This window comes from Streptomyces spinoverrucosus, from assembly GCF_006539505.1.
Taxonomy (GTDB): domain Bacteria; phylum Actinomycetota; class Actinomycetes; order Streptomycetales; family Streptomycetaceae; genus Streptomyces; species Streptomyces spinoverrucosus.
This window is the reverse complement of sequence record NZ_BJND01000007.1, coordinates 118683-144358: the sequence shown is the minus strand read 5'-3', so window position 1 is coordinate 144358 and position 25676 is coordinate 118683. Positions and strand designations below refer to the sequence as shown.

The 25676-nt window shown below is 72.5% G+C and carries 28 protein-coding genes and 2 pseudogenes; 21 read left to right on the top strand and 9 right to left on the bottom strand.

All coding sequences use genetic code 11. The features are described from left to right. The first annotated feature begins 4 nt into the window (after positions 1-4). From SSP24_RS05090 to SSP24_RS05075, 4 genes are all read left to right on the top strand, one after another. On the top strand, positions 5-1969 hold the full coding sequence (locus SSP24_RS05090; protein WP_141307559.1) for a prolyl oligopeptidase family serine peptidase: 1965 nt from the start codon (positions 5-7) through the stop codon (positions 1967-1969). Beyond that, positions 1966-2889, top strand: coding sequence for a S66 peptidase family protein (locus tag SSP24_RS05085; RefSeq protein WP_141307558.1), 924 nt, complete (start codon positions 1966-1968; stop codon positions 2887-2889). The genes SSP24_RS05090 and SSP24_RS05085 overlap by 4 nt, the downstream gene beginning before the upstream one ends. Positions 2890-3019: 130 nt before the next feature. Further along, positions 3020-4804, top strand: a complete 1785-nt coding sequence (locus tag SSP24_RS05080) for a CocE/NonD family hydrolase (RefSeq protein ID WP_141307557.1) — start codon at positions 3020-3022, stop codon at positions 4802-4804. A gap of 31 nt (positions 4805-4835) precedes the next feature. Continuing rightward, the gene (locus SSP24_RS05075; RefSeq protein WP_141307556.1) at positions 4836-5387 is read left to right on the top strand and encodes a GNAT family N-acetyltransferase; all 552 of its coding nucleotides are present in this window, start codon (positions 4836-4838) and stop codon (positions 5385-5387) included. Here SSP24_RS05075 and SSP24_RS05070 read toward each other — a convergent pair. Beyond that, positions 5359-5706: a DUF6204 family protein gene (locus SSP24_RS05070; protein WP_141307555.1), complete on the bottom strand. Its 348-nt coding sequence runs from the start codon at positions 5704-5706 to the stop codon at positions 5359-5361. The two genes, SSP24_RS05075 and SSP24_RS05070, sit on opposite strands and share 29 nt — an antisense overlap. Before the next feature lie 66 nt (positions 5707-5772). Here SSP24_RS05070 and SSP24_RS05065 point away from each other — a divergent pair, with 66 nt between their 5' ends. The 3 genes from SSP24_RS05065 to SSP24_RS05055 are packed head-to-tail and all read left to right on the top strand — an operon-like array spanning position 5773 to position 8315. After that, positions 5773-6669: an arginase family protein gene (locus SSP24_RS05065; RefSeq protein ID WP_141307554.1), complete on the top strand. Its 897-nt coding sequence runs from the start codon at positions 5773-5775 to the stop codon at positions 6667-6669. Between the two features lie 56 nt (positions 6670-6725). Next, complete coding sequence (locus tag SSP24_RS05060; RefSeq protein WP_141307553.1) at positions 6726-7280, top strand: phage holin family protein; 555 nt, start codon at positions 6726-6728, stop codon at positions 7278-7280. A 6-nt stretch (positions 7281-7286) separates the two neighbouring features. After that, positions 7287-8315 (top strand): SDR family oxidoreductase, encoded by a 1029-nt coding sequence (locus SSP24_RS05055; protein ID WP_373306636.1) that lies wholly within the window; start codon positions 7287-7289, stop codon positions 8313-8315. Here the strand turns inward: SSP24_RS05055 and SSP24_RS05050 are convergent. Continuing rightward, positions 8305-9261, bottom strand: a complete 957-nt coding sequence (locus SSP24_RS05050; protein WP_141307754.1) for an LLM class F420-dependent oxidoreductase — start codon at positions 9259-9261, stop codon at positions 8305-8307. The two genes, SSP24_RS05055 and SSP24_RS05050, sit on opposite strands and share 11 nt — an antisense overlap. Positions 9262-9431: 170 nt before the next feature. Between SSP24_RS05050 and SSP24_RS05045 the strand changes: the two genes are divergently transcribed. From SSP24_RS05045 to SSP24_RS04995, 11 genes and pseudogenes are all read left to right on the top strand, one after another. Further along, entirely contained in the window at positions 9432-11132 is a 1701-nt protein-coding gene (locus SSP24_RS05045) for an NAD(P)/FAD-dependent oxidoreductase (protein ID WP_444546195.1), read from the top strand. Continuing rightward, entirely contained in the window at positions 11129-12973 is a 1845-nt protein-coding gene (locus tag SSP24_RS05040; RefSeq protein WP_141307552.1) for a transketolase, read from the top strand. Before SSP24_RS05045 ends, SSP24_RS05040 begins: the two co-directional genes overlap by 4 nt. Beyond that, positions 12970-13896 carry a non-homologous end-joining DNA ligase gene (gene ligD, locus SSP24_RS05035; protein WP_174864594.1) on the top strand — a complete coding sequence of 309 codons (927 nt, stop codon included), beginning with the start codon at positions 12970-12972 and terminating at the stop codon, positions 13894-13896. The genes SSP24_RS05040 and ligD overlap by 4 nt, the downstream gene beginning before the upstream one ends. A 45-nt stretch (positions 13897-13941) precedes the next feature. Next, positions 13942-14292: a gas vesicle protein GvpO gene (locus tag SSP24_RS05030; protein ID WP_141307551.1), complete on the top strand. Its 351-nt coding sequence runs from the start codon at positions 13942-13944 to the stop codon at positions 14290-14292. Between the two features lie 46 nt (positions 14293-14338). Next, positions 14339-14764, top strand: coding sequence for a gas vesicle structural protein GvpA (locus tag SSP24_RS05025; RefSeq protein WP_141307550.1), 426 nt, complete (start codon positions 14339-14341; stop codon positions 14762-14764). Then, positions 14761-15534 (top strand): GvpL/GvpF family gas vesicle protein, encoded by a 774-nt coding sequence (locus SSP24_RS05020; RefSeq protein ID WP_141307549.1) that lies wholly within the window; start codon positions 14761-14763, stop codon positions 15532-15534. Before SSP24_RS05025 ends, SSP24_RS05020 begins: the two co-directional genes overlap by 4 nt. Positions 15535-15538: 4 nt before the next feature. Beyond that, a pseudogene (locus SSP24_RS43840) lies at positions 15539-15793 on the top strand (gas vesicle protein GvpG); the annotation flags it as partial. A gap of 155 nt (positions 15794-15948) precedes the next feature. Beyond that, positions 15949-16275, top strand: a complete 327-nt coding sequence (locus SSP24_RS05010; RefSeq protein WP_141307547.1) for a gas vesicle protein — start codon at positions 15949-15951, stop codon at positions 16273-16275. After that, entirely contained in the window at positions 16272-17060 is a 789-nt protein-coding gene (locus SSP24_RS05005; protein ID WP_141307546.1) for a GvpL/GvpF family gas vesicle protein, read from the top strand. The genes SSP24_RS05010 and SSP24_RS05005 overlap by 4 nt, the downstream gene beginning before the upstream one ends. Beyond that, positions 17057-17245 (top strand): gas vesicle protein, encoded by a 189-nt coding sequence (locus SSP24_RS05000; protein WP_141307545.1) that lies wholly within the window; start codon positions 17057-17059, stop codon positions 17243-17245. Before SSP24_RS05005 ends, SSP24_RS05000 begins: the two co-directional genes overlap by 4 nt. Next, a complete protein-coding gene (locus SSP24_RS04995; protein ID WP_141307544.1) occupies positions 17242-17526 on the top strand; it encodes a gas vesicle protein K in 285 nt (94 codons plus the stop codon). The genes SSP24_RS05000 and SSP24_RS04995 overlap by 4 nt, the downstream gene beginning before the upstream one ends. 14 nt (positions 17527-17540) lie before the next feature. Here the strand turns inward: SSP24_RS04995 and SSP24_RS04990 are convergent, their stop codons facing one another. The 3 genes from SSP24_RS04990 to SSP24_RS04980 form a co-directional block, all read right to left on the bottom strand. After that, on the bottom strand, positions 17541-17711 hold the full coding sequence (locus SSP24_RS04990; RefSeq protein ID WP_141307543.1) for a hydrophobic protein: 171 nt from the start codon (positions 17709-17711) through the stop codon (positions 17541-17543). A 40-nt stretch (positions 17712-17751) separates the two neighbouring features. Beyond that, positions 17752-18573 (bottom strand): class I SAM-dependent methyltransferase, encoded by an 822-nt coding sequence (locus SSP24_RS04985; protein WP_141307542.1) that lies wholly within the window; start codon positions 18571-18573, stop codon positions 17752-17754. Between the two features lie 109 nt (positions 18574-18682). Continuing rightward, positions 18683-20170 (bottom strand): bifunctional phosphatase PAP2/diacylglycerol kinase family protein, encoded by a 1488-nt coding sequence (locus tag SSP24_RS04980; protein ID WP_141307541.1) that lies wholly within the window; start codon positions 20168-20170, stop codon positions 18683-18685. 67 nt (positions 20171-20237) lie between these two features. Between SSP24_RS04980 and SSP24_RS04975 the strand changes: the two genes are divergently transcribed. Together SSP24_RS04975 and SSP24_RS04970 are read left to right on the top strand one after the other, a co-directional pair. After that, positions 20238-20903, top strand: coding sequence for a histidine phosphatase family protein (locus SSP24_RS04975; protein WP_141307540.1), 666 nt, complete (start codon positions 20238-20240; stop codon positions 20901-20903). Between the two features lie 70 nt (positions 20904-20973). Further along, positions 20974-22593: an ABC-F family ATP-binding cassette domain-containing protein gene (locus SSP24_RS04970; protein ID WP_141307539.1), complete on the top strand. Its 1620-nt coding sequence runs from the start codon at positions 20974-20976 to the stop codon at positions 22591-22593. A gap of 10 nt (positions 22594-22603) precedes the next feature. Here SSP24_RS04970 and SSP24_RS04965 read toward each other — a convergent pair whose 3' ends face one another. Next, on the bottom strand, positions 22604-23728 hold the full coding sequence (locus tag SSP24_RS04965; RefSeq protein WP_141307538.1) for a baeRF2 domain-containing protein: 1125 nt from the start codon (positions 23726-23728) through the stop codon (positions 22604-22606). A gap of 57 nt (positions 23729-23785) precedes the next feature. Between SSP24_RS04965 and SSP24_RS04960 the strand changes: the two are divergent. Beyond that, a pseudogene (locus SSP24_RS04960) lies at positions 23786-24031 on the top strand (DUF6158 family protein); the annotation flags it as partial. Positions 24032-24247: 216 nt separating this feature from the next. Here the strand turns inward: SSP24_RS04960 and SSP24_RS04955 are convergent. From SSP24_RS04955 to SSP24_RS04945, 3 genes are read right to left on the bottom strand one after another with little or no spacing between them, the layout of a single operon-like run. Further along, positions 24248-24793 (bottom strand): type 1 glutamine amidotransferase domain-containing protein, encoded by a 546-nt coding sequence (locus SSP24_RS04955; protein WP_141307537.1) that lies wholly within the window; start codon positions 24791-24793, stop codon positions 24248-24250. A gap of 35 nt (positions 24794-24828) precedes the next feature. Next, complete coding sequence (locus SSP24_RS04950; protein ID WP_141307751.1) at positions 24829-25284, bottom strand: CBS domain-containing protein; 456 nt, start codon at positions 25282-25284, stop codon at positions 24829-24831. A gap of 2 nt (positions 25285-25286) precedes the next feature. Further along, complete coding sequence (locus tag SSP24_RS04945; protein WP_141307536.1) at positions 25287-25667, bottom strand: DUF2795 domain-containing protein; 381 nt, start codon at positions 25665-25667, stop codon at positions 25287-25289. Positions 25668-25676 lie beyond the last annotated feature (9 nt).

Genomic DNA, 25676 nt, shown 5'->3' with positions numbered 1-25676 from the left:
CCACATGGGGGAGAACGTGCAGACCCTGCCGTACGGTTCCTGGCCGTCGCCCATCGACGCGGCCCTCGCCGCCGCGCACGACGGGCACCCGGAGTTCGTGGGCTTCGTCGGCGACGAGGCGTGGTGGACCGAGCCACGGCCCACCGAGGGCGGCCGGCGCACGCTGGTGCGGCGGCACGCCGACGGCCGGGAGGAGTCCGTGCTGCCCGCGCCGTGGAACGTGCGCAGCCGGGTCATCGAGTACGGCGGACAGCCCTGGGCCGGTGCCCTCGTCGACGGGCGCCCGGTCGTGGTGTTCGTGCACTTCGCCGACCAGCGGCTGTACCGGTACGAGGAGGGCGCCGAGCCGCGTCCGCTGACGCCCGTGTCGCCGGTGGGCGGCGGGCTGCGGTGGGTGGATCCGCAGCTGCGGGTGGAGCGCGGCGAAGTGTGGTGCGTGCTGGAGGAGTTCACCGGCGAGGGACCCACCGACCTGCGGCGCGTCCTGGCCGCCGTACCGCTGGACGGCTCCGCCGCCGAGGACCGGGACGCCGTGCGGGAACTCACCGGCGCCCGGCACCGGTTCGTCACCGGGCCCCGCCTCTCGCCCGACGGGCGGCACGCGGCGTGGCTCGCCTGGGACCATCCCCGGATGCCGTGGGACGGTACGGAACTGGTGCGCGCCGAGGTGACGGACGACGGCACGCTCACCGCGCCCCGCACGGTCGCCGGCGGCCCCGAGGAGGCCATCGCGCAGGCGGAGTTCGCCGCCGACGGCTCCCTGCTGTACGTCAGCGACCGCACCGGCTGGTGGAACCTGTACCGCGACGGTGAGCCGCTGTGCCCGCGCGAGGAGGAGTTCGGTGGGCCGCTGTGGCGCATCGGCTCCCGCTGGTTCGCGCCGCTGGACAGCGGCCTCATCGCCGTCGTGCACGGCCGGGGTGCCACCGCCCTCGGCATACTCGACCCCGAGACCGGCGAGGTCGTCGACGCGGCCGGTCCCTGGACCGAGTTCGCGCCCGCCCTCGCCGTGCACGGCGAGCGGGTCGTGGCCGTCGGGGCCAGCCCGCGCAGCGACTACGAGGTGGTCGAACTGGACGCCCGTACCGGCCGCGCGAGGGTGATCGGCGCCGAGCACGACGACGCGGTGGACCCGGCGTACTACCCCGAACCGCAGATCCGCACCTTCACCGGACCCGCCGGACGCGAGATCCACGCCCACGTCTACCCGCCGCACCACCCCGGCTGCACCCCGCCCGGCGCCGAGCTGCCGCCGTACGTCGTCTGGGCGCACGGCGGCCCGACCGGCCGCGCCCCGCTCGTCCTCGACCTCCAGATCGCCTACTTCACCTCGCGCGGCATCGGGGTCGCCGAGGTCAACTACGGCGGCTCGACCGGCTACGGGCGGGAGTACCGGAACCGGCTGCGCGAGCACTGGGGCGTCGTCGACGTCGAGGACTGTGCGGCCGTCGCGCTGGCCCTCGCCGAGGAGGGCACCGCCGACCGAGACCGGCTCGCCGTGCGCGGCGGCAGCGCGGGCGGCTGGACCACGGCCGCGTCGCTCGCCATGACCGACGTCTACGCCTGCGGCACGATCATCTACCCGATCCTCGACCTCACCGGCTGGGCGTCGGGCGAGACCCACGACTTCGAGTCGCAGTACCTGGAGAGCCTGGTCGGACCGCTCGCCGAGGTGCCCGGCCGGTACGCGGAGCGCTCGCCCGCCGAGCACGCCGACCGGATCACCGCGCCCTTCCTGCTGCTCCAGGGCCTGGACGACGTGATCTGTCCGCCCACCCAGTGCGAGCGGTTCCTCGCACGGATGGAGGGGCGGCGCGTGCCGCACGCGTACATCGCGTTCGAGGGCGAGGGGCACGGGTTCCGGCGGGCCGACACCATGATCCGCGCGCTGGAGGCGGAACTCTCCCTGTACGCCCAGGTGTTCGGGCTCAATGCGCCCGGTGTCCCGACGTTGGAGCTGGCCAAGTGAAAGAGCTGGTTCGACCGCCCCGGCTGGCCCCCGGGGCCAGGGTGGCCGTCGTCGCGCCGAGCGGGCCGGTGCCCGAGGAGCGGTTGCAGACCGGGCTCGACGTGCTGCGCGGCTGGGACCTCGACCCGGTGGTGGCGCCCCATGTGCTGGACCGGCACGGCGAGTTCGACTACCTGGCGGGCACGGACGCCGACCGGGCTGCCGACTTCCAGGCCGCATGGTGCGATCCGTCCGTGGCCGCCGTGCTGTGCGCCCGCGGCGGGTACGGGGCGCAGCGGATGGTCGATCTGCTCGACTGGGACGCGCTGCGGGCGGCCGGGCCGAAGGTGCTCGTCGGCTTCAGCGACATCACCGCGCTGCACGAGGCCTTCGCCACCCGGCTCGGCCTGGTCACCCTGCACGGGCCGATGGCGGCCGGTGTCGACTTCATCAAGAACGCCCGGGCACAGGACCATCTGAAGGCCACCCTGTTCGCGCCGGAGACGGTCCGCACGATCGCCTCCGGTGGCGGTGCGCTGGTGCCCGGGCGGGCGCGGGGCGTCACGCTCGGGGGCTGTGTGAGCCTGCTCGCGGCCGACCTCGGCACGCCGTACGCCCGCGGCGGGGCCCGTGGTGGGCTGCTGATGATTGAGGACGTGGGGGAGGAGGCGTACCGCCTCGACCGGATCCTGACCCAACTGCTGCGCGCCGTTTGGCTCGACGGGGTCGCCGGGATCGCCCTCGGCTCGTGGCTCGACTGCGGTTCGTACGACAAGCTGCGCCGGGTGTTCGCCGACCGGCTGGGCGGGCTCGGGGTGCCGGTGGTGGAGGAGTTCGGGTTCGGGCACTGCGAAGGGGCGTTGACGATTCCGTTCGGGGTGCGGGCGGAGCTGGACGCGGAGGCGGGGACGCTGACGCTGGATGCTCCGGCCCTGCGCTGAGAGAGTTGCACTGAATCTCCGTCAAGAAACCTCCCTCGGAGTGATTGACCGCGCATGACACAGGTCACAGCATGACAACCGGCCAGTACTTACTGGCCGGTATCCGGGTTGTCCTCAGCGTGGAGGTCCTGTGTCCCGACGTGTGCCCAGATCCCGTGCCGTCCTCGCCGCCGCTCTCGGCGCCGCGCTCACCGCACCCCTCGCCCTCACCGCCCCCGCCACCGCCGCGACCGGCCAGTACACCGTCACCGGCCTGAAGTTCACCGTCCAGGCGGGCGGCCGCACCTGCACGATCGACGCCGACCTCTACCGGCCCGCGGGCGTGGACAGCGCCCATCCCGCTCCCGCCGTCCTCGCCACCAACGGCTTCGGCGGCAGCAAGAACGACGGCTCCACCGACGCCATCGGCAGGAACTTCGCGCAGCGCGGCTATGTCGGGCTCGTCTACTCCGGACTCGGCTTCGGCCGCACGGGCTGTCTCATCTCGCTCGACGACCCGGCCATCGACGGCCACGCCGCCTCCCGGCTGCTGGACTTCCTCGCGGGCAAACGCGCCGCCGACGACGGGACCAGCGCCGACTTCGTCACCCTGGACCGGCCGGGCGACCCGCGTGTCGGGATGATCGGCGGCTCCTACGGCGGGGCCATCCAGCTCGCCACGGCGTCCGTCGACCACCGCGTCGACGCGCTCGTGCCGATGATCACCTGGCACGACCTGGCGTACTCGCTCGACCCGAACAACGCCGTCGGCGCGGGCCGGGTGCCGGGCGCCTTCAAGTGGCAGTGGACCAACGGCTTCTACCTCATCGGCGAGAGCCAGCCGCTGCTCCAGCCGAGCCTCGACCCGTCCCGCATCAACTCCCTGGCCTGCCTGCACTTCGTCACCAAGGCCTGCGCCACCGTGCGCACCCTCAACTCCGGCCGCTACCCGGCCGACCGGACCGAGGAGCTGCTCGACTACGCCCACAGCGTCTCCCCGGTGTCGTATCTGCACCGGGTCCAGGCCCCGACGCTGCTGGTGCAGGGACAGGCCGACAGCCTGTTCAATCTCAACGAGGCGACGAAGACGTACAAGACGCTCAAGTCCCAGGGCACGCCGGTGAAGATGATCTGGCAGTCGTGGGGGCACAGCGGCGGCACCAGCGACCCGGCGGACGGCGAGCTCAACCTCGGCGCGGGCAACCTGGAGACCAGCTACGTCGGCAGGCGGATCCTGGCCTGGTTCGACCGCTATCTGCACAAGCAGACCGGCGTCGACACCGGGCCCGCCTTCGCCTACTACCGGGACTGGGTCAGCGATCCCGGCAGCCGGTACGCCACCGCCGACCGGCTGCCCGCGCTCGGGCAGAAGCTGTATCTCTCCGGCGACGGCAAACTCGTCGACAACCGCAGGAAGGTGGCGCGGGGCAGCCGGACGTACACCAACTGGCTGTTCCCCACGAGCCATTCGGAGAGTTCCCTGGCCGGAACGCTGGGGCTGGCGGACCCGGCGCCGTACGACACCAAGGGCACCCACCTGGGCTGGACCAGTGAGCCGCTCGCGCGGGCCGTGGACGTCGTGGGCGAGCCCCGGGCCACGCTGAAGGTCGTCTCGCCGAAGGCCGCGCGGACGCAGGGCTCTGGGGACGCCGCCGACAAGCTGGTGCTGTTCGCCAAGCTGTACGACGTCGCCCCCGACGGCACACAGACGCTGGCGCACCGGCTCGTCGCGCCGGTCCGGGTGCCGGATGTGCGCAGGCCGTTCACCGTGACGCTGCCGGGGATCGTGCACCGCTACGAGCAGGGGCACCGGCTGCGGTTCGTGATCGCGGCGAGTGACGGGGCGTACTTCGGCAACCGGGGGATCAAGCCGGTGACCGTGGTGAGCGCGCCCGGCGACACCGGGGTGCTCCAGCTGCCGGTGGTCCGCGACTGACGCCGGTCGCGGCCGGTCGTAGGGTGGCGGGATGCCGCACATCGCGTCCCGCTACCTCGCCGAGGGCCCCCGCGTGGGCATACGCCACTTCACCCACGAGGACGGCGCCGAGTTCACGGCGCGGGTCAGGGAGAGCAAGGATCTGCACCACCCGTGGCTGTTCCCGCCGGACACCGCCGCGGCGTACGCCCGCTATGCGGGCCGGCTGATCGAGGACCCGACGAAGGCGGGGTTCCTGGTCTGCGAGACGGCCACGGACGCCCTCGCCGGATACATCAACATCAACAACATCGTCGGCGGCGCCTTCCAGAGTGGTGCCCTCGGATACGGCGCCTTCGCGCACGCCGCCGGGCGGGGCCTGATGCGCGAAGGGCTGAACCTGGTGATCGACCACGCCTTCGGGCCGATGCGGCTGCACCGGCTGGAGATCAACGTGCAGCCCGGCAACGCCGCCTCCATCGCCCTGGCCCGCGCCTGCGGATTCCGCCTGGAGGGGTTCTCGCCGAACATGCTCTACATCGACGGCGCCTGGCGGGACCACGAGCGCTGGGCGCTCACCGTCGAGATGCGGGCTTGTAGTTGATCTTCATGGTGTCGAGGTCGGTGACCGTCGAGCGCAGCTCCCGGAAGCCGTAGCCGAGCCCGCGCAGGGTCGCCTCGGCCCGTTCCTCCGCGAGCGCGGCCGCCATCTCCTCGCCGTCCTCCGCGTCGGACACGACCACGTACCGCATCGAGAAGTGCTTCAGCGGCGCCGCCTCGTACGACAGCGTGCCCTCCTCGGTGAACCGCATGCTCGGCATCCCGTGGTCGGTGGCCTCCGCCAGCAGCCGGGCCCGGGCCTCGTCGGTCAGCCCGTCCCAGGTGCCCCGGACGATGACCCGGTACGTGTGCTGCTCGCTCATCTGTTCGTCTCATCCTTGTGTCAAAGCCGTTGAAGGCCCGACTCTACGTCGGGAAGGATGCCGCGCATGCGGAATATCGTGGTGATCGACGCCCCCTCCAACCTGGGCCTGCGCCCGCCCGCTCCCGGCACCGTGCCCGGCTGCTACAAGCTCGCCGGGGCGCTGCGCGAGCAGCGGATCGTGCAGCGGCTGCGGGCGCTGGAGGGCGGGGTGGTCGTGCCGCCGCGCTACGACCGGGGGGACTGGAAGGAGGGCGACGGGGTGTTCAACGCCGCCGCCATCGCCTCGTACACCCGCAGGCTGGCCGACCGGATCGAGCACCATGTGCGCGCTGGGGACTTTCCCCTCGTGCTCGGCGGCGACTGCTCCATCCAGCTCGGCGCGTCCCTTGCGCTGCGCCGCATCGGCCGGTACGGGCTGGCGGCCGTCGACGCCTCCGCGGACTTCCGGCACCCCGGGAACTCCGACCACGTGGGCGCGGCGGGCGGCGAGGAGCTGGCGCTGGCCACCGGGCGGGGACAGGAGGACCTGACGAACCTGGAGGGGCTGAAGCCGTATCTGCGGGACGAGGACGTGCGGCTCTTCGGGATTCGCGACGCCGATCCGGAGCGTACGGAGCTGGCCGCGCTGAAGATCCCGGTCGTGACCGTCGGGGACGTGCGCGAGTGGGGCGCGGAGGCGCTCGCACGGGCCACCGCCGAGGCCTTCCAGGTCGCCGAAGTGCGGGGCTTCTGGGTACACCTGGACGCCGATGTGCTCGACCCGAGTGTGATGCCCGCCGTCGACAGCCCCGACCCGGACGGGCTGCTCCCCGCCGAACTCGTCGCCCTGCTGCACCCGTTGCTCGCCTCACCGCACTGCGTCGGCCTGAACGTCACCATCTACGACCCCGACCTCGACCCCGAGGGCACGGCGGGCGCGCTGCTCGCGGACATCGTCGTGGACGCCTTCGCGTCATCCTGACGGAGACGCGGCGGGACGTGGCGTTATGCGGGGTTGCGCACGGGTACCCGGCGGGCATGGACCGCATGGATCATCTGGAGCACCTGGACAAGCATCTGGTCGACGAGCTGGCACAGGTCGCGCGGGAGACGATCCGCGACGAACTGCGGCAGCAGACGCGCAAGCAGCGCCGCAAGGCCACGCTGTACGCCGCGTCCGGAGCCGTCGCCCTGTACGCGGGCGCGGCCGTCGCCCTCGCGGTCGGCCTGGCGCTCGCCCTCGTCCTGCCGGGCTGGGCCGCCGCGCTGATCACCGCGGCGATCCTCGGTGTCGTCGCCTACCTGCTGCGCGGCGCCGCCCATCCGCACGCCGCAGGGACGCCGCACGGGCGCGCCGAGCTCGCGGCGGAGCAGGACCGCGCGCACGGCGCCGCCCCGGCCGCCGGACCGCCCGGCGGACTCAGCAACGCGCCGTACCCGTCGGTGCCGCCCGTTCCGCCGACGCCGCCCGGACAGGCCACCGAACCGACCGAGGCACCGGGCGCGGGCATGCCGGGGCCGGGCGAACCCCCGCCGGGCACGCTGCCGCGGCCGGACCGTATCGACCCCGAGAACCCGCACCACCGGGCGTGATGCGGGGTGCGCACATCGATCGGACGGGGCAGGGCCGTCGTCGTGACCGGCGCCAGCGGCGGCGTGGGCCGGGCCGCGGCGGTGGCCTTCGCCGCGCGGGGTGACCGGGTCGCTCTGCTGGCCCGCGGGCGCGAGGGGCTCGCCGCGGCTGCGGACGCGGTGCAGCGCGCCGGCGGTGAGGCGCTCGTCGTGCCGGTCGACATGGCCGACGCCAAGGCCGTCGACAACGCCGCCGAGCAGGTCGTGGACGCCTTCGGGCGGATCGACGTGTGGGTCAACAATGCCTTCGCCGGAGTGTTCGCGCCGTTCACCGAGATCACGCCGGACGAGTACCGGCGGGTGACGGAAGTGACGTATCTCGGCTATGTGTTCGGTACGCGGGCGGCGCTGCGGCACATGCTGCCCCGGGACCGGGGCACGATCGTGCAGGTCGGCTCGGCGCTGGCGTACCGGGGGCTCCCCCTGCAGTCGGCGTACTGCGGGGCCAAGCACGCGATCCAGGGGTTCAACGAGTCACTGCGCTGCGAGCTGCTGCACCAGGGCAGCGGGGTGCGGACGACGATGGTGCAGCTGCCCGCGCTCAACACTCCGCAGTTCGACTGGGTGCTGAACCGGATGCCGGGGCGGGCCCGGCCGATGCCGCCCGTGTATCAGCCCGAGGTCGCGGCGCGGGCGATCGTGCACGCGGCGGGGCACGGGCGGCGACGGGAGTACTGGGTGGGGGGTTCGACGGTCGGCACCCTGATCGCCAACGCCGTCGCCCCCGGGTTGCTGGAGCGGTATCTCGCCCGCACTGGGTTCGACGCCCAGCAGGATCCCGGGGAGCACGGTGGGACCGGGAACCTGTGGAGCCCGGCGGACGGGCCGCGCGGACGGGACTTCGGCGCGCACGGGCGTTTCGACGGGGAGGCGTATCCTGCCAGCTCGCAGGGGTGGGCATCGCGGAATCGCGGACGTGTGGCCAAGGCGCTCACCGTCGGTGCCGGCGTCGGCGTCCTGGCCGCACGCAGACTGACCCGTACCTCTACGTCGTGAGCTGGGGCAGCACCTTCGTGCGGTAGAAGTCGAAGAAGGCGCGCTGGTCGGGGCCGATCTGGTTGACGTAGATCCGGTCGAAGCCCGCCTCGGCGAAGGCGCTGAGCGCGGAGACGTGTTCGTCGACGTCGTCGCCGCAGACGGTGTTCTCGCGGATCATCTCCTCGGTGATCAGCGGCTCCAGCTGCTCGAAGTGCCGCGGCGAGGGCAGGACCTGGCCCATCTCGCCGGGCAGCAGCTGGTTCGACCACAACCGGCGGACGGTACGGACCGCCTCGTCGCGGTCGGCGCCGTAGCAGACCTTCGTGCCGCCGCCCACCGGCTTCGCGCCACCGCCGCCCTTGCGGAACTGCTCCACCATCGACTGCTCGGGCGTCATCGTGATGTAGCCGTCGCCGACGCGGGCCGCGAGTGCCGTCGCCTGCGGGCCGAAGCCGGAGATGTCGATCGGGACCGGCTCGTCGGGCACGGTGTACAGGCGGGCGTTCTCCACCTTGTAGTGCGTGCCGTAGTGGCTGATCTCCTCGCCCGTGAACAGCTTGCGCATCACCTGGATGGCCTCCTCCAGCATGTCCATCCGGACGGAGGCGGGCGGCCAGGTGTGGCCGACGATGTGCTCGTTGAGTGCCTCACCCGTGCCCACACCGAGGCGGAAACGGCCGTTCGTCATCACCGCGCTGGTCGCGGCGGCCTGCGCCACCACCGCCGGGTGGATCCGGACCGTCGGGCAGGTCACCGCGGTCTCGATCGGCAGGGACACCGCCTGGGAGATCGCGCCGATCACCGACCACACGAAGGGACTCTGTCCCTGGGCGTCGTTCCAGGGGTGGTAGTGGTCCGAGATCCACAGGGTCTGGAATCCGGCCTGTTCGGCCATCCTCGCCTGCTCGACGAGATCCGCGGGCCCGAACTCCTCACAGGCCAGGAAATAGCCGTACTCGGGCATGGGGGACACCTCCGCGTCCGGGGGGTGGGGGTGGGTCATCGGCCGGGTATCCGGCCGCCCGGGCACCAAACGCCGGGCCGAACGGGGTCCGTCCGGGTTTGGGCGCCCTGACCAGGGGGACGCGGAAAACCTCGTAAACCTCGTACGAGACGACCGCCGGAGGCGAAACCGTGAGTCGACCCCGCATCGTGATCGTCGGTGCCGGCTTCGCCGGCTACCGGACGGCCCGCGTCCTGTCGCGGCTGGCCCGGGACAAGGCCCACATCACCCTGCTCAACCCGACCGACTACTTTCTGTATCTGCCGCTGCTGCCCCAGGTGGCCGCCGGGATCCTGGAGCCACGCCGGGTCACCGTCTCCCTCTCCGGCACCCTGCCCCGGGTGCGGCTCGTCCTCGGCGAGGCCGACGGCATCGACCTCGACACGCGGACCGTGCACTACTCCGACCCCGAGGGCGGGGGCGGCACGCTGCAGTACGACCGGCTGGTGCTCGCCGCAGGCAGCGTCAACAAGCTGCTGCCCATCCCCGGCGTCGCCGAGCACGCCCACGGCTTCCGCGGCCTGCCCGAGGCGCTCTACCTGCGCGACCACGTGACCCGGCAAGTGGAGCTGGCGGCCGCCGCCGACGACCCGAAGAGCTGCGCCGCGCGCTGCACCTTTGTGGTGGTCGGCGCCGGTTACACCGGGACCGAGGTGGCCGCGCACGGGCAGATGTTCACCGACTCCCAGGTGCGCAAGCACCCTCTGCGCGAGGGCATGCGGCCGCGCTGGATGCTGCTGGACATCGCCGAGCGGGTCCTGCCCGAGCTGGACGAACGGCTGTCCCGCACCGCCGACCGGGTGCTGCGGCAGCGGGGCGTCGACGTGCGGATGGGGACCTCCGTGAAGGAGGCCATGCACGGCGGGGTGCTGCTGACCGACGGGGAGTACGTCGACACCCGCACGCTGGTGTGGTGCGTGGGCGTACGGCCCGATCCCCTCGTCGATTCCCTCGGGATGCCCATGGAACGCGGGCGGCTGCTCGTCGACCCGCACCTCCAGGTGCCGGGCCGCCCCGAGGTGTTCGCCTGCGGGGACGCCGCCGCCGTGCCCGACCTCGACCGTCCCGGGCAGTACACGCCGATGACCGCGCAGCACGCCTGGCGGCACGGCAAGGTGTGCGCCCACAACATCGCCGCGTCGTTCGGCGCGGGGGAGCGGCGGGCCTACCGGCACCGGGACATGGGGTTCGTGGTGGACCTGGGCGGCACCAAGGCGGCGGCGAATCCGCTGGGTGTGCCGCTGTCCGGGATCGCCGCCGGGGCGGTCACCCGCGGCTACCACCTCGCCGCCATGCCGGGGAACCGGGTGCGGGTGGCGGCCGACTGGCTGCTGGACGCCGTACTGCCGCGGCAGGCCGTGCAGTTGGGGCTCGTACGGTCCTGGTCGGTACCGCTGGACACGGCGTCGCCGGAGCTGGCGCGGGTGCCGGGTGGGGCGGAGGCGCAGGCGGGGGCGGAGACGGATGCGCGTGCAGGGGCGGCGGATACGGGACCCGGGGCGAGGAGCGGCCCGGGGGCTGCCGCCGCCTCCGATGCGGGTGCCGAGCCCGCGAAGAATCAGCCGGGTGGTGAACCGGCCAAGAACCAACCCGGTGGCGAGCCCGCGAAGAATCAGCCGGGCGGGGAACCGGCCAAGAACCAACCCGGTGGCGAACCCGCGAAGAACCAGCCCGGCGGTGAGCCCGCGAAGAACCAGCCCGGCGGTGAGCCCGCGAAGAACCAGCCCGGCGGTGAACCCGCCAAGAACCAACCCGCCCCCCAGTCCGGCGAGCACCACCCCTCCCCAGGCCCCGTGAAGCGCAGCGACATCCCCGACGAAGGAGACCGATGAACAGCCGCGAACTCGTCGAGCTGGCCCAGCAGTTGCGCGTGGACAGCGTGCGGGCCTCCGCCGCCGCAGGCTCCGGGCATCCGACGTCGTCGATGTCCGCCGCCGATCTGATGGCCGTACTCCTGGCCAACCACCTGCGCTACGACTTCGACCGCCCGGACCACCCGGGCAACGACCGCTTCGTGCTGTCCAAGGGACACGCCTCCCCCCTGCTGTACTCCGCCTACAAGGCGGCCGGTGCCATCGACGACGCCGAGCTGCTCACCTTCCGCAAGCTGGGCAGCCGGCTCGAAGGGCACCCCACACCGCGGCTGCCGTGGGTCGAGACGGCCACCGGATCGCTGGGGCAGGGACTGCCGGTCGGCGTCGGGATCGCGCTCGCCGGGAAGCGGCTCGACCGGACGGACTACCGCGTGTACGTGCTGTGCGGGGACAGCGAGCTCGCCGAGGGCTCCGTGTGGGAGGCCGCCGAGCACGCCTCGTACGAGCATCTCGACAACCTCACCGCGATCGTCGACGTCAACCGGCTGGGCCAGCGCGGCCCCACCCGGCACGGCCACGACCTCGACGCCTACGCCCGCCGCTTCCAGGCGTTCGGCTGGCACACCATCGAGGTCGACGGGCACGACGTGGACGCGATCGACCGGGCGTACGGGGAGGCCCTGTCGACCAGGGGACAGCCGACCGCCGTCCTCGCCCGCACCCTCAAGGGCAAGGGCGTCGAGGGCGTCCAGGACCGCGAGGGGCTGCACGGCAAGCCGCTGCCCGACGCCGACGAGGCCATCGCCGAACTCGGCGGCCCCCGGAACCTGCGTGTTTATGTGCAGGAGCCGCCGACCGCACGCCTGCTGCACGCCGTCCGTGAGGAGCACGTCGAGCTGCCCCGCTTCGACAGGGGCGACGAGGTCGCGACCCGGGACGCCTACGGCAAGGCGCTCGCCGCACTCGGCACCGGACGCGGCGATGTCGTCGCCCTCGACGGCGAGGTGAGCGACTCCACGCGGTCGGAGGCCTTCGCCAAGGAGCACCCCGAGCGGTTCTTCGAGTGCTACATCGCCGAGCAGCAGATGGTCGCGGGCGCGGTGGGCATCGCCTCACGCGGCTGGGTGCCGTACGCCTCGACGTTCGCGGCCTTCCTCACACGTGCGTACGATTTCATCCGCATGGCCTCGATCAGCGGGGCCGGGATCAATCTGGTCGGCTCGCACGCGGGCGTCGCCATCGGCCAGGACGGGCCCTCGCAGATGGGCCTGGAGGACCTGGCGATGTTCCGGGCGGTGCACGGCTCGACCGTGCTGTACCCGTGCGACGCCAACCAGACCGCGCATCTCGTCGCCGCCATGGCCGACCTGGACGGCATCCGCTATCTGCGCACCTCGCGCGGCAAGAGCCAGGTGATCTACGGCCCCGACGAGGAGTTCCCGGTGGGCGGCTGCAAGGTGCTGCGGTCGTCCGGGACCGACCGGCTGACCCTCGTCGCCGCAGGCGTCACCGTGCCGGAGGCGCTGGCCGCCGCCGACGCGCTGGACCGCGAGGGCATCCAGGTGCGGGTGATCGACCTGTACTCGGTCAAGCCCGTCGACCGGCTGACGCTGCGCCAGGCCGCCGAGGAGACCGGCTGCCTGGTGACCGTCGAGGACCACCACCAGGAGGGCGGTCTCGGGGACGCGGTCCTCGAACCCTTCCTCGACGGGCGCCCCATGCCGCGCCTGGTGCGTCTCGCGGTGCGTACGATGCCGGGTTCGGCGGCGCCCGACCAGCAGCTGCACGCCGCGGGCATCGACGCCGAGTCGATCGCCGCCGCCGTACAACTGCTGGTCGAACAGGCGGTCGTACGGTGAGCGGTGACGACGTCCACACCGTGCGGGCCGGGCGGCGCACGGTGGAGGTGCATCGGCCGGACAAGGTGCTCTTCCCCGGCGGCGGGGACGCCAAGGAGTACACCAAACGGGACCTCGTCGACTACTACCGGGCCGTCGCGCCGTTCATGCTGCCGCACCTGCGCGGCCGTCCGCTGATGCTCCAGCGGCATCCGGACGGCCTCGACGGCCCCGAGTTCATGCAGAAGAACACGCCGGAGAACTATCCGGAGTGGATCACCCGCGTCGAGGTCCCCAAGGAGGGCGGCACCGTCTGCCACACCGTCTGCGACAACGCCGCCACCCTCGTCTACCTCGCCGACCAGGCGTGCCTCACCCTGCACCGCTGGCTCTCCCGGACCGGCCGGCTCGACCGGCCGGACCGGATGGTGTTCGACCTCGACCCGTCCGGCGACTCCTTCGCGCCCGTGCGCGAGGCGGCCTGGCAGCTCGGGGAACTGCTCGACGAACTGAAGCTGCCCTCGGCGCTGATGACCACCGGCTCGCGCGGCCTGCACATCGTCGTGCCGCTCAACGGGCACCACGACTTCGACGAGGTGCGCGAGTTCGCCAGGGACGTCGCCGACACCCTCGCCGCCGCGCACCCCGACCGGCTCACCACCGCCGCCCGCAAGAAGGACCGCGGCGACCGGCTCTACCTCGACGTACAGCGCAACGCCTACGCCCAGACCGCCGTCGCCCCCTTCACCGTACGGGCCAGGCCCGGCGCGCCCGTCGCCGTGCCCGTCGCCTGGGACCAGCTCGACCACCCCGACTTCGGGCCGCGCCGCTGGACCATCGCCGACGCCGTCGACCAGGCCCGCACCAACCCCTGGGCCGGCGTGCTGAGCCGCGGCCGCGCCCTCGGCCCGGCCCGGCGCCGGCTCAACGCTTTGCGTGGCTGAAGGTTTGGCCAAGGGCCGTCAGGCCACCCGGAGTTCGAGGTGGCCATGACGAACACACAGAACCCGTCCGATTCACAGGATTCACGTAACTCCCGCAACGCGGAAGAAAGTACGGCGGACGACCGGCCGAGCCCCATGCAGGTGCTGCGCCAGGCGCGCACCCAGCTGGCGGAGCTCACCGGTATGGCCGCCGAGACTGTGTCGTCCTTCGAACAGACCGAGGACGGCTGGTCCCTGGAGGTCGAGGTCCTCGAACTCGCCCGCGTGCCCGACACGATGAGCCTGATGGCGAGCTACCAGGTCGATCTCGACCCCGACGGACAACTGACCGGCTACCGGCGCGTTCGCCGTTACGAACGCGGGCGGGCCGACTCACACAGGCCGGGCGGCCGTTAGGCCGCCCACCCGGAGCCACACCCACCGACAAGGAGGAACAGCCGGCATGACCGTTGTACCGGCACAGCAGACCGGCGGTGGAGGCGGCAGCAGCGGCCTCTACGACGTGCTTGAACTTGTTCTCGACAGGGGGCTCGTGATCGACGCGTTCGTCCGCGTCTCCCTGGTCGGCATCGAGATCCTGAAGATCGATGTCCGGGTCGTCGTCGCCAGCGTCGACACCTATCTGCGCTTCGCCGAGGCGTGCAACCGGCTCGACCTGGAGGCCGGGCCGCGCAAGAGCCCCGGCCTGCCCGACGTCGTCGGCGAGGTCACCGAGTCCGGCGCGCGCGGAAAGTCCAAGGGCGCGCTGGCCGGCGCCGCGCAGACCGTCTCCGACGCCTTCAAGCAGGCGCGTGGGGAAGGCGAGGGCGAGTCCCGGCCGCGCGCCCGCAAGGCCACGTCCACGCGCCGGAAGGAGGAGCAGGAGTGAGCACGTACGTCTACGGCATCGCCGCGCGCTCGCATCCCGCCCTCCCCGACGGCATGGGCGGCGTCGGCGACCCGGCCCGGCCCGTGCGCATCCTGAAGGAGGGCGACCTGGCGGCGATCGTCAGCGACGCGCCTGAAGGGCTGCGCCCCAAGCGCAAGGATCTGCTGGCCCACCAGAACGTGCTCGCCGAGGCCGGATCGACCGGGTGTGTGCTGCCGATGCGGTTCGGCAGCGTCGCCCCGGACGACGCGGCGGTCATGGGCGTGCTGGCCGAGCGCGCCGAGCACTACGAGGAACGCCTGACGGCGCTGGACGGCCGGATCGAGTACAACGTCAAGGCCAACCACGTCGAGGAAGCCGTCCTGCACCATGTGATGGCCGAGAGCCCCGAGATCCGCACGCTCGCGGAGGCCAACCGGAAGGCGGACGGGGGCGGTTACGAGGACAAGATCCGGCTCGGCGAGATGGTCGCGGCCGCGGTCAAGGCCAAGGAGGCCGAGGACGCGCTCGCGCTGCGACGGGCCCTGGAGCCGGACGCGGACGCGGTCGGCGTGGGCCCGGAGTCCACCGGCTGGCTCGCCAACGTGTCGTTCCTGGTGGACCGGCGGTCAGCGGAGAACTTCCTGGCCGCCGTGGAGCGGGCCCGCAAGGACCTGCCGCACCTGGAGATCCGGGTGAACGGTCCGCTGCCCCCGTACAGCTTCGTCGAGCCCGGCCCCACCGAGCCGGCGGGCAGTACGGCGGGCGGCGTGGACACCGGGGCCGGGTGAGGGCATGGGCCTGATCTCGGAGGTGCTGCTGCTGCCGTTCGCGCCGGTGCGCGGCAGCGCTTGGGTCATCGGGCAGGTGCTCCACGAGGCGGAGCGGATCTACTACGACCCCGCCACGATCCGGGCCGAGCTGGCCCGGCTGGAGGGGCGGCTGGAGGCCGGGGAGATCAGCGAGGAGGAGTTCGACCGGGCGGAGGACGAACTCCTCGACCGGCTGGAGATCGCTTCGCGCAGCAGCGCGGGAACGGGCAACGGGACAGTCGCCGGCAAGCGGCTGAACCTGACCCCGCAAGACCACGAGGAACCCCGCGCGGAAGGGGAACCCGGACCGCAGAAGGAAACCGATCACACCGAGGAGCCCGTGGAGATCGACGACGAGTACCGGGACGAGTACGCCGACACCCGGAGCCGTCGATGACGTCACCGACTCGCCTGCCCGAGCCCTACGGCAACGGCGGGGGCGCCAACCTCGCCGACATCTTGGAGCGGGTGCTCGACAAGGGCGTCGTCATCGCCGGCGACATCCGGATCAACCTGCTCGACATCGAACTGCTCACCATCAAGCTGCGGCTCATCGTCGCCTCCGTCGACAAGGCGAAGGAGATGGGTATCGACTGGTGGGAGGACGACCCGGCCCTGTCGTCGGGCGCTCGCCGCAACGAACTCGCCCGGGAGAACGCCGAGTTGCGCGAGCGACTGGCGGCGCTGGAGACCGGCCGCGCACAGGAGGAGAGCCCATGACCGGACTGCGGTACGTGTACGCCGTCTGCCGCCCCTTCGACGCGGCCCTGCAGTCCCAGCTGACGGGCGTGGCGGGCGCGCCGCCCAAGCTGCTGCACCACCGCGGCCTGGTCGCGGTCGTCAGCGCGGTGCCGGAGCGGGACTTCGCCGAGGAGCCGCTGCGCGCCCATCTGGAGGACCTCGACTGGCTCACCGCCACCGCCAGGGCCCACCAGGGCGTGATCGACGCGCTCACCACGGTGACGACGCCGCTGCCGCTCCGGCTGGGCACGGTCTTCCGGGACGACAGCGGCGTGCGGATGATGCTGGAGGCCCGCGAGGGCGATTTCCTGCGCACTCTGGACCGGCTGGCGGGCCGGGTGGAATGGGGCGTGAAGGTGTACGTCGAATCGGCGGCCGGGGAATCCGCGGAGTCCCCACAGGGCCCGGATACAGAAAACGGCTGGGCGGCCGGAAAGGCCATGTCCGGGCGGGACTATTTGCGGCGCCGCAGCCAGCGCGTCAAAGAACACGAGTCGGGACTGAGGAAAGCCGAGGAGTTCGCGGAGCGGCTGCACGAAATGCTTGCCGCGCACGCCGAGGACTCCCGGCTGCACGCGCCCCAGAGCGCCCAGCTGTCCGGTACCTCGGGCCGTAATGTGCTGAACGCGGCCTATCTGGTGCCGCGCGCGCAGTCCGAGGAGTTCGTGGAAATCGTGGACCGCACGAAAGGCGAGATGCCGGGAATCCGAGTGGAACTCACCGGCCCCTGGGCGGCCTATTCCTTCGCGGGGGAAAAGCCGTGACGGTGATCGAACGCCGTGAGATCGCCCTGGTGGACCTGCTCGACCGGCTGCTGGCCGGCGGCGTGGTGATCACCGGCGACATCACCCTGCGCATCGCGGACGTCGACCTCGTCCGCATCGACCTCAACGCACTGATCAGCTCCGTGAACGCGCAGGTCCCGGCCCCCTGGGGTGATTCGACGTGACAGCTCCCCGCAAGCGACTCGACCTGGAGCCCGACACGGTCGAACGCGACCTGGTCAAGCTCGTCCTGACCGTGGTGGAACTGCTGCGCCGGCTGATGGAACGGCAGGCGCTGCGCCGCTTCGACGAAGGTGACCTGAGCGAGGAGCAGGAGGAGCGGATCGGGCTCACGCTGATGCTGCTCGACGACCGTATGACCGAGCTGCGTGAGCGCTACGGACTGCGGCCCGAGGACCTGAATCTGGACCTCGGGCCGCTCGGACCTCTGCTGCCCCGGGAGTGACCCCCCGGGTCAGTTCACCACCGGTACCAGCGTCCCCTGCCTCCCGCCGCGGTCGTGCCACGGAGCAGGAATCCCAGGAGCCACAGGACCAGCACGGCGATGGCGATCCACCAGAGCACCTCGACGGCGAACCCGGCACCGAAGAGAATCAGCACGAGAAGCAGTACGAGCAGGATGGGAACCATAATGAACCTCCTGCCGTCCGAGTTTCCCTAAATCGCTTTTTCAGCCTTCCTTGCGGCACAGAATTTCTCCGTGCAGAACGCCGAACCAGCCGTCGGCCGCTTTCCCCCACTCCCGCCAGGCCCGAGCCATGGCCCGCAACTGCTCCTCGGTCGCGTGACCGCCCTCGGTGGCCTGTCGCGCGTAGGCGGACGCCAGCGTCCGGTCCGCCCACAGGCCGCTCCACCACTCCCGCTCCTGTGGCGTCGCGAAGGTCCAGGTGCTCGACGTGGCCGTGATGTCGCCGATGCCCGCCCGCAGCGCCCAGGCCTTCAGCCGCCGCCCCGCGTCCGGCTCGCCCCCGTTGGCGCGGGCCACCCGCCGGTACAGCTCCAGCCAGTCGTCCAGGCCGGGTGAGGCTGGATACCAGGTCATCGCGGCGTAGTCCGCGTCGCGGGCGGCGATCAGACCGCCCGGTCTGGTCACCCGTGTCATCTCGCGCAGCGCCTGCACCGGATCACCGACGTGCTGGAGCACCTGATGGGCGTGGACCACGCAGAACGTGTCGTCGGGGAAGTCCAGGGCGTGCACGTCGCCGACCGCGAAGTCCACGTTGGTCAGTCCCCGGTCGGCGGCCGTGGCGCGCGCCCGGTCCAGGATCTCCGGCGCCCGGTCGACGCCGGTGACGTGCCCGTCCGGGACCAGCGCGGCCAGATCGGCGGTGATCGTGCCGGGCCCGCAGCCGATGTCCAGGATCCGCATGTGCGGCTTCAGCGAGCCGAGGAGGTAGGCCGCCGAGTTGGCGGCGGTCCGCCAGGTGTGCGAACGCAGCACGGACTCGTGGTGCCCGTGCGTGTAGACGGCGGTCTCCTGCGCTTTCGGCATGGCGGTACCCCTTTTGTCCGACCGGTCGGCGTCCTCCGCCACCGTACGCGTCGGCCGAATGATGAGACAGATGGTTCTGCCATATGGACTGACGGGGTGTCAGCTTGCATCAGGGAAGCGGGCGGTACACCACCAGCGCCTCCGGTACCTTCTGCAGCGTCACCTCGCCCGCCACCTCGATGACCTCACCGTCGTAGGCGAGGAGCGTGCCCGGGGCGACGCCGGACAGCCGCAACCGGCGGACCTGGACGGCCGCGTGGGCGGGGGAGCGGGTCAGCGGACCGGCGAGGGCGGCGGCGAGCAGCCGCAGCGCGGGCCGCCGTCCGCCGTGCACGACCCGTACGTCGAGCTGGCCGTCCGCGAGGTCCTTGCGGCGGGCCGGTGCGAGCCCCATCCGGTGGTAGGTGCCGTTCCCGGCGAACAGCAGCCACAACGGCCTTGCCCTGCCGCCCAGTTCGGCCTCCAGTGGATGCCGGTCGGCGCGCAGGACACGCAGCGCCGCGAGCACCCCGGCGGGCCAGCTGCCGATCCGGTGCGACCAGCGGTCCCGCTCGCGCACCAGCTCCGGATAGACGCCCAGGCTGCACGTATTGACGAAGACGCCCTGCTTCTCGCCGCACACGAAGAGGCCCACGTCGACGCGGACCGCGTCGCCCTGCTGGACGGCCCGGCCCAGCGCCCGGACGTCCTCCACGCCGAGGTCGTGGGCGAAGTGGTTCAGGGTGCCGCCGGGCAGCACGGCGAGCGGCAGACGGCGGCGCACGGCGATCTCGGCGGCCGCGTTCACCGTGCCGTCGCCCCCGCACACGCCGAGCACCCGGGCCCGGGCGGCCGCCTTCTCCAACTCGTCCGGCATGTCCTCCGGCACGCACTCGACGACCTCCGCCCGGGGCAGCGCGTCCCGCAGCGCCCGCACCCGGTCGGAGCTGCCCGCCGCCGTGTTGGCGACGACAACCAGCCCCTCGCCCTCGGGCAGCGCCGGGGCGTCGGCGCGCGGCCGGGGCGGCAGCGTGACCTGGTCGCGGGTCGGCACCAGCCCTCGAACGGCGAACGCGGCACCCACGCCGAGGGCCGCGCCCGCCAGCACGTCGCTGGGGAAGTGGACGCCGGTGTAGACGCGCGACATCGCCACCGAGAACGCGACCGGGGCTACAACGGCACCCCAGGTGGGGGACTCCATGGCCACGCCGGTCGCGAAGGCCGCGGCGGAGGCGGAGTGGCCGGACGGGAAGGACGTGGTGATCGGCTGTCGCTTCAGATGGCGGACGGCCGGCACCGGGTCGAGGACCGGGCGGGGGCGGCGCACGCTGCGCTTGCCGAGGGTGTTGATGGTGGCCGAGGCCAGGGCGAGGGAGGCCACACCGCGTGCGGCGGCCCGGCGGCCCCTCGGGGTGCGGCTCGCCGCGATGACGCCGGCGGTCGCGAACCACAGCAGACCGTGGTTCGCGCTGCGGCTCAGCCGAGGCAGGACGGGTTCGGCGGCCGGCCAGTTCCGTACGGCGGCGAACTCGAACAGCCGGTAGTCCAGTGCGAGCAGCCGGTCGCGCAGGGCGTGGCGGCCGGGTTTCGGGGCGGTGAGGTCGACGTCTGGGCTCATGTAGGGGTGGGTACCCTGAAGTGGCCGTTTCTGTCCGGTGGTGACCGGCTCTCGGAGGAATCCATAGATGCGCCTGCTGCTCGTCCGTCACGGCCAGATCCCGTCCAACGTCGCCTACGTGCTGGACACCGCCGTCCCCGGCCCCGGCCTGACCGAGCTGGGCGAACGCCAGGCCGCCGCCCTGCCGGCCGCGCTCGCCGACGAGGACATCGAGGCCGTCTACGCCTCCACGCTCGTGCGCACCCAGCTCACCGCCGCGCCGCTCGCGGCGGCCCGCGGCCTCGACGTGATCGTCCGCGACGGCATCCGTGAGGTGTCGGCGGGCGAGCTGGAGATGCTGCGGGGCGACTCGGAGCGCGGCGAGGAGTACATGCGGATCGTGTTCGCCTCGGCGGCCGGGGAGACCGATCTGCGGATGCCGGGCGGGGAGAGCGGCGTGGAGGCACTCGCGCGGTACGACGCCGTGGTCGCGGAGGTCGCAGGCAGCGGCGCCGGGGCCGTCGCCATGGTCAGCCACGGCGCCGCGATCCGTATGTGGACGGCCGCCCGCGCCGACAACGTCGACGTCGCCTTCGCCGCCGCCCACCCCCTCGACAACACCGGCGTCGTGATCCTCGAAGGCTCCCCGACCGACGGCTGGAAGGCCCTGACCTGGGCGGGCGCAACGGTCACACCGACGGGCGAGGGCGGACCCACGGGGCACCGGGTGGACGAGACGGGACACCCCCAGTAGCCGCCCCGGAGCGCGCCCGGCGCGATAACGGTTTGCCGCGCTTCGCCGCCCGCCCGCAGAATGCGGCCCCATGGGACATCTGGAAGCCGCGCACATCGGGTACCACCTCCCCGACGGGAGGACCCTGCTCGGCGATGTGTCCTTCCGGGTGGGCGAGGGCGCCGTCGTCGCCCTCGTCGGGCCCAACGGCGCCGGCAAGACCACTCTGCTCCGGCTGCTCTCCGGTGAGCTGAAACCGCACGGCGGCACCGTCACCGTGAGCGGTGGGCTCGGCGTGATGCGGCAGTTCGTGGGATCCGTACGGGACGACACGACCGTACGCGACCTGCTGGTGTCGGTGGCGCCGCCCCGCATCCGCGAGGCCGCAAAGGCCGTCGACGCGGCCGAGCACGCCATCATGACGGTCGACGACGAGGCCGCCCAGCTGACGTACGCGCAGGCGCTCGCCGACTGGGCCGAGGCGCGCGGCTACGAGGCGGAGACGCTGTGGGACATGTGCACCACGGCCGCGCTCGGGGTGCCGTACGACAAGGCGCAGTGGCGGCAGGTGCGGACGCTCTCCGGCGGCGAGCAGAAGCGGCTCGTCCTGGAGGCGCTGCTGCGCGGCACCGACGAGGTGCTGCTGCTCGACGAGCCCGACAACTACCTCGACGTACCCGGCAAACGCTGGCTGGAGGAGCGCCTCACCGAGACCCGCAAGACGGTGCTCTTCGTCTCCCACGACCGCGAACTGCTCGCCCGCACCGCGGAGAAGATCGTTTCCGTCGAACCCGGCCCGGCCGGCGCCGACGCCTGGGTGCACGGCGGCGGCTTCGCCACCTACCACGAGGCCCGGCGGGAACGCTTCGCCCGTTTCGAGGAGTTGCGCAGACGCTGGGACGAGAAGCACGCCCAGCTGAAGAAGCTGGTGCTGAACCTCCGTCAGGCCGCGTCGGTGAGCCACGAGATGGCGTCCCGGTACGCGGCGGCCCAGACCCGGCTGCGCAAGTTCGAGGAGGCCGGACCGCCGCCGGAGCCGCCGCGCGAGCAGGACATCACCATGCGGCTCAAGGGCGGCCGTACCGGCGTACGGGCCATCACCTGCGCGGGACTCGAACTCACCGGGCTGATGAAGCCGTTCGACCTGGAGGTCTTCTACGGCGAACGGGTCGCCGTCCTCGGTTCCAACGGCTCCGGCAAGTCGCACTTCCTGCGGCTGCTCGCCGGGGACGACGTGTCCCACACGGGCGAGTGGAAGCTCGGGGCGCGGGTCGTGGCCGGCCACTTCGCGCAGACGCACGCCCACCCGGAGCTCATGGACCGCTCCCTGCTCGACATCCTGTGGCGGGAGCACGCCCAGGACCGCGGCGCCGCCATGTCCAGGCTGCGGCGCTACGAGCTGACCGGCCAGGCCGAACAGAGCTTCGACCGGCTCTCCGGCGGCCAGCAGGCCCGCTTCCAGATCCTGCTGCTGGAACTCCAGGGCGTCACCGCCCTGCTCCTCGACGAGCCGACCGACAACCTCGACCTGGAGTCCGCCGAGGCGCTCCAGGAGGGCCTGGAGGCGTTCGACGGCACGGTCCTCGCGGTCACGCACGACCGCTGGTTCGCCCGCTCCTTCGACCGCTTCCTGGTCTTCGGCAGCGACGGCCGGGTCCGGGAGACCCCGGAGCCGGTGTGGGACGAGCGGCGGGTGGAGCGGGCGCGCTAGCGCCGCGGCGCTAGTCCGGCTCGGTCCAGCGCAGCAGCGCGCCAAGGCCGCCCGTCGGCACGTCCTGCTCCCGGGCCGCCTCGGCGGGGGCCAGGGAGATCGCCGGGGCGTTCGTCGCGACCGCCGACCTGATCAGGGCGTCGTCCGCGCGGGCGGACCACGAGTGCTGCTCGCCGAGGATCTTCAGGTCCGTACGGCGGACCGCCAGCTGGTCGGGGTCCTCGCCGATCCACACCTCGCGGTGCGTGTCGCCGCCGTCCGGGCGGACCACCAGCTCGTCGATACGGTGCTCGCGCGCCGCCTCGATCAGCGCGGGCACGCCCTCCGCCGCCCCGGCGCGGCCCTCGTCGTCCGGTGCGCGGGCGGCAAGGAACCGCTCCAGCTCCGCCTCGGCATGCCGGCGCACATGGGTGGCGCGGGCCTCCTCCACGTCCGCGTCGAGCAGCCGGCTGCCCGCGCCGTGCGGCGCCTCCACCACACGGTCGTGCAGCCGCTTGGGCAGCCGCTCGTGCACGGCCCGCCGCTCCCGGTCCTCCCCGACGAGAATCAGCAGGTCGGCGCGGGTTTCCTCCTGGCAGACGGCGAGCGCGTCGGCGATCTCCGCCGCGTTGTGCTCCCAGGTGTTCTCCACCCGCAGCTGGAAGTGCCGCTCCGACCAGTCGACGGTGCTGGTTCGGTGCACGGGCCACTGGCGTCCGGTGACCGAACCGGCCGTCTCCCGGGCCAGCGCGCTGCGCAGCTCGAACTCGGCGCCCCGACGGTCGATGTACGCCACCACGGCCACCGCGTCCTCGCCGGTCAGGTCCAGCAGCGGGGTGGCCCGGGGCAGCGACGTCCACTCGGCCCAGCCGCCCTGCGGGGCGCGGGCCAGCGGCGGGTCGAGGACCACGTGACCCGCACGGGCGAACAGGGCCCGGCCGTGCGGCTCCGGCGAGTGCTTCAGCTCCTCGATCGCGTCCAGCACGGCACGGCAGGTCGCCTCGTCGCCGCCCTGCCCCGCGAGCTCCCGGGACATCGCCTCGGCCGTCAGATGCCGCTCGTGGGGCGTGTCCTCCGTGTGCCGTGACAAGTCCACGTACACGGAGGCCCAGGGGCCCGGATGTTCGTAGAGTGGATGCAGGAACGCGAGATCCATGGCTCCCTCCCGGTTGCCGCTTGGGGGTTTTGCTTGCCGGGCGGGTACCCGTACCGCATGAGAGAACACGACGAGCGGGGCACCACGATGACCGGAGTCGACCCGGGCCGGCTGGATGACCAGCAGCTCATGAAAGAGCTGGAGACCATCCACCGCACGCGCCACGACACCCTGCTGTACGGCTCGAACGACGCGCTGCGCGCGCACAACGAACGCATGGCCCAGCTGGAGGGCGAGTACCTGCGTCGCAACCCGCGCCGCTTCGTCGCCCCCGGCCGCACCCGCGACGGCGCCCGGGAGCGCGCCGGGGACGGGGTCTGCGACTCCCACGACTCCCGTGATTCCACCGACTCACGTGGCTCACGCGGCTCCCGCGGTGAGCAGACTCCTGTGGGCAAGTGGGGCTCGGGTCGCGCAGGCGGCCCGTGAGTCCGGCCCGGACGGCAGCCCCGCGCGCTTGACACGGCTCGGGCCGGGTTCCGCGCCGCGGAACCCGGCCCGGTCCGTCCGGTTGCCCGATTACGCGGCGGTCTCCTTCGCGAACACCTCCAGGAACGTCTCGCAGAACGCCTTCAGGTCGCCCGGCTTACGGCTGGTGACGAGCTTGTTGGTGCCGTGCTCGCACACCTTCACCTGCTCGTCCACCCAGGTGCCGCCCGCGTTGCGGATGTCGGTCCGCACGCTCGGCCAGGAGGTCAGCTCCCGGCCCCTTACGACGTCGGCCTCCACCAGCGTCCACGGCGCGTGGCAGATCGCCGCCACCGGGCGGCCCTGCTCGAAGAAGTCCCGGACGAACGCCACGGCCTTAGGGTCCATCCGCAGGAAGTCGGGATTGGCGACCCCGCCCGGCAGCACCAGGCCGCCGAAGGAGTCCGCGGAGGTCTCGCCCACCACCTCGTCGACTGGGAACCTGTCCGCCTTGTCGAGGTGGTCGAAGGCCTGGATCTCGCCGCTCTTCGTCGACACCAGCACGGGTTCGTGCCCGGCGTCGGCGGCCGCCTTCCAGGGGTCGGTCAGCTCGACCTGCTCGACTCCCTCGGGCGCGGTCAGAAACGCGATACGCATGATGCCTCAGCGTCCTTCCGTGTGCTTGACGGGCCTCACACCGGGCCCCGGATGTCGGGTGCGGGGCGTGTGGCGGCGTCCGGTGCGGCCCTGCTGATGTCGGCGAGGGCGCTGTCCGGGTCCTGGGCCATCGCCAGGTCCCCGAGGCTCACCATCCCGACGGGCAGGCCGTCCTCGACGACCGGGAGGCGGCGTACGGCCTTCTCGCGCATCAGCGCCACCGCCGTCGACACCGGGTCCTGGGGCCCGACCACCACCGGATCAGGCGTGCACACCGACGCGGCGCTCACCGTGAGCGGGTCGATGCCCTCGGCGATCGCCCGCACGGTGATGTCCCGGTCGGTCAGCACCCCGACCACGTGCTGCCCGTCGGCCACCACGACATCGCCGATGTCCTGGGAGCGCATCAGCTGCGCCGCCTCCACCAGCGAGGCGTCCGGACGGACGGCCACCACCCCCGGTGTCATCACTTCGCGCACATAGTCGGCCATCATCACGTCTCCCTCCCCCGCTCACCGCGGGTCAGGGCCTCGGCCAGCTCCTGAACGTTGACGTAGCGGGCCGAGCGGGGCAGCCGCCGCAACGGCTCGATCAGGGCGTCGGGCGTGTTGCGCCGGCGCAGGGCGCTCATCAGTTCGCCCGGGCCCGCGGGGAACGCGCTGCGCCCCAGGATCCGGCCCAGCTCCAGCCGGACCTCCGCCAGCGAGCCCGGCATGACCGGGCCGCCCGCGATGCGCGGGTCGTCCTCGGCGGTGGGCTCGGGGTCGTGCCACTCCTCCGTGCGGGTGGGGTGGCCCGACCTGAGCAGCCCCTGCAGTTCGTGCTTCATCTCCTCGTCCCGGTGGACGCTGAGCCGGTCACTGCCTCGCTGCATGTTGTGCTC

Coding starts and splice junctions, on each gene's coding strand:
- SSP24_RS04980 (WP_141307541.1), bottom strand. CDS start 20,170: ATGAGCCCAGACGTCGACCTCACCGCCCCGAAACCCGGCCGCCACGCC.
- SSP24_RS05040 (WP_141307552.1), top strand. CDS start 11,129: ATGAACAGCCGCGAACTCGTCGAGCTGGCCCAGCAGTTGCGCGTGGAC.
- SSP24_RS04975 (WP_141307540.1), top strand. CDS start 20,238: ATGCGCCTGCTGCTCGTCCGTCACGGCCAGATCCCGTCCAACGTCGCC.
- SSP24_RS05010 (WP_141307547.1), top strand. CDS start 15,949: ATGACGTCACCGACTCGCCTGCCCGAGCCCTACGGCAACGGCGGGGGC.
- SSP24_RS05025 (WP_141307550.1), top strand. CDS start 14,339: ATGACCGTTGTACCGGCACAGCAGACCGGCGGTGGAGGCGGCAGCAGC.
- SSP24_RS05090 (WP_141307559.1), top strand. CDS start 5: ATGGGGGAGAACGTGCAGACCCTGCCGTACGGTTCCTGGCCGTCGCCC.
- SSP24_RS04985 (WP_141307542.1), bottom strand. CDS start 18,573: ATGCCGAAAGCGCAGGAGACCGCCGTCTACACGCACGGGCACCACGAG.
- SSP24_RS04955 (WP_141307537.1), bottom strand. CDS start 24,793: ATGCGTATCGCGTTTCTGACCGCGCCCGAGGGAGTCGAGCAGGTCGAG.
- SSP24_RS04945 (WP_141307536.1), bottom strand. CDS start 25,667: ATGCAGCGAGGCAGTGACCGGCTCAGCGTCCACCGGGACGAGGAGATG.
- SSP24_RS04965 (WP_141307538.1), bottom strand. CDS start 23,728: ATGGATCTCGCGTTCCTGCATCCACTCTACGAACATCCGGGCCCCTGG.
- SSP24_RS05030 (WP_141307551.1), top strand. CDS start 13,942: ATGACGAACACACAGAACCCGTCCGATTCACAGGATTCACGTAACTCC.
- SSP24_RS05065 (WP_141307554.1), top strand. CDS start 5,773: ATGCGGAATATCGTGGTGATCGACGCCCCCTCCAACCTGGGCCTGCGC.
- SSP24_RS05005 (WP_141307546.1), top strand. CDS start 16,272: ATGACCGGACTGCGGTACGTGTACGCCGTCTGCCGCCCCTTCGACGCG.
- SSP24_RS04950 (WP_141307751.1), bottom strand. CDS start 25,284: ATGGCCGACTATGTGCGCGAAGTGATGACACCGGGGGTGGTGGCCGTC.
- SSP24_RS04990 (WP_141307543.1), bottom strand. CDS start 17,711: ATGGTTCCCATCCTGCTCGTACTGCTTCTCGTGCTGATTCTCTTCGGT.
- SSP24_RS05075 (WP_141307556.1), top strand. CDS start 4,836: ATGCCGCACATCGCGTCCCGCTACCTCGCCGAGGGCCCCCGCGTGGGC.
- SSP24_RS05060 (WP_141307553.1), top strand. CDS start 6,726: ATGGACCGCATGGATCATCTGGAGCACCTGGACAAGCATCTGGTCGAC.
- SSP24_RS05050 (WP_141307754.1), bottom strand. CDS start 9,261: ATGCCCGAGTACGGCTATTTCCTGGCCTGTGAGGAGTTCGGGCCCGCG.
- SSP24_RS04970 (WP_141307539.1), top strand. CDS start 20,974: ATGGGACATCTGGAAGCCGCGCACATCGGGTACCACCTCCCCGACGGG.
- SSP24_RS05070 (WP_141307555.1), bottom strand. CDS start 5,706: ATGAGCGAGCAGCACACGTACCGGGTCATCGTCCGGGGCACCTGGGAC.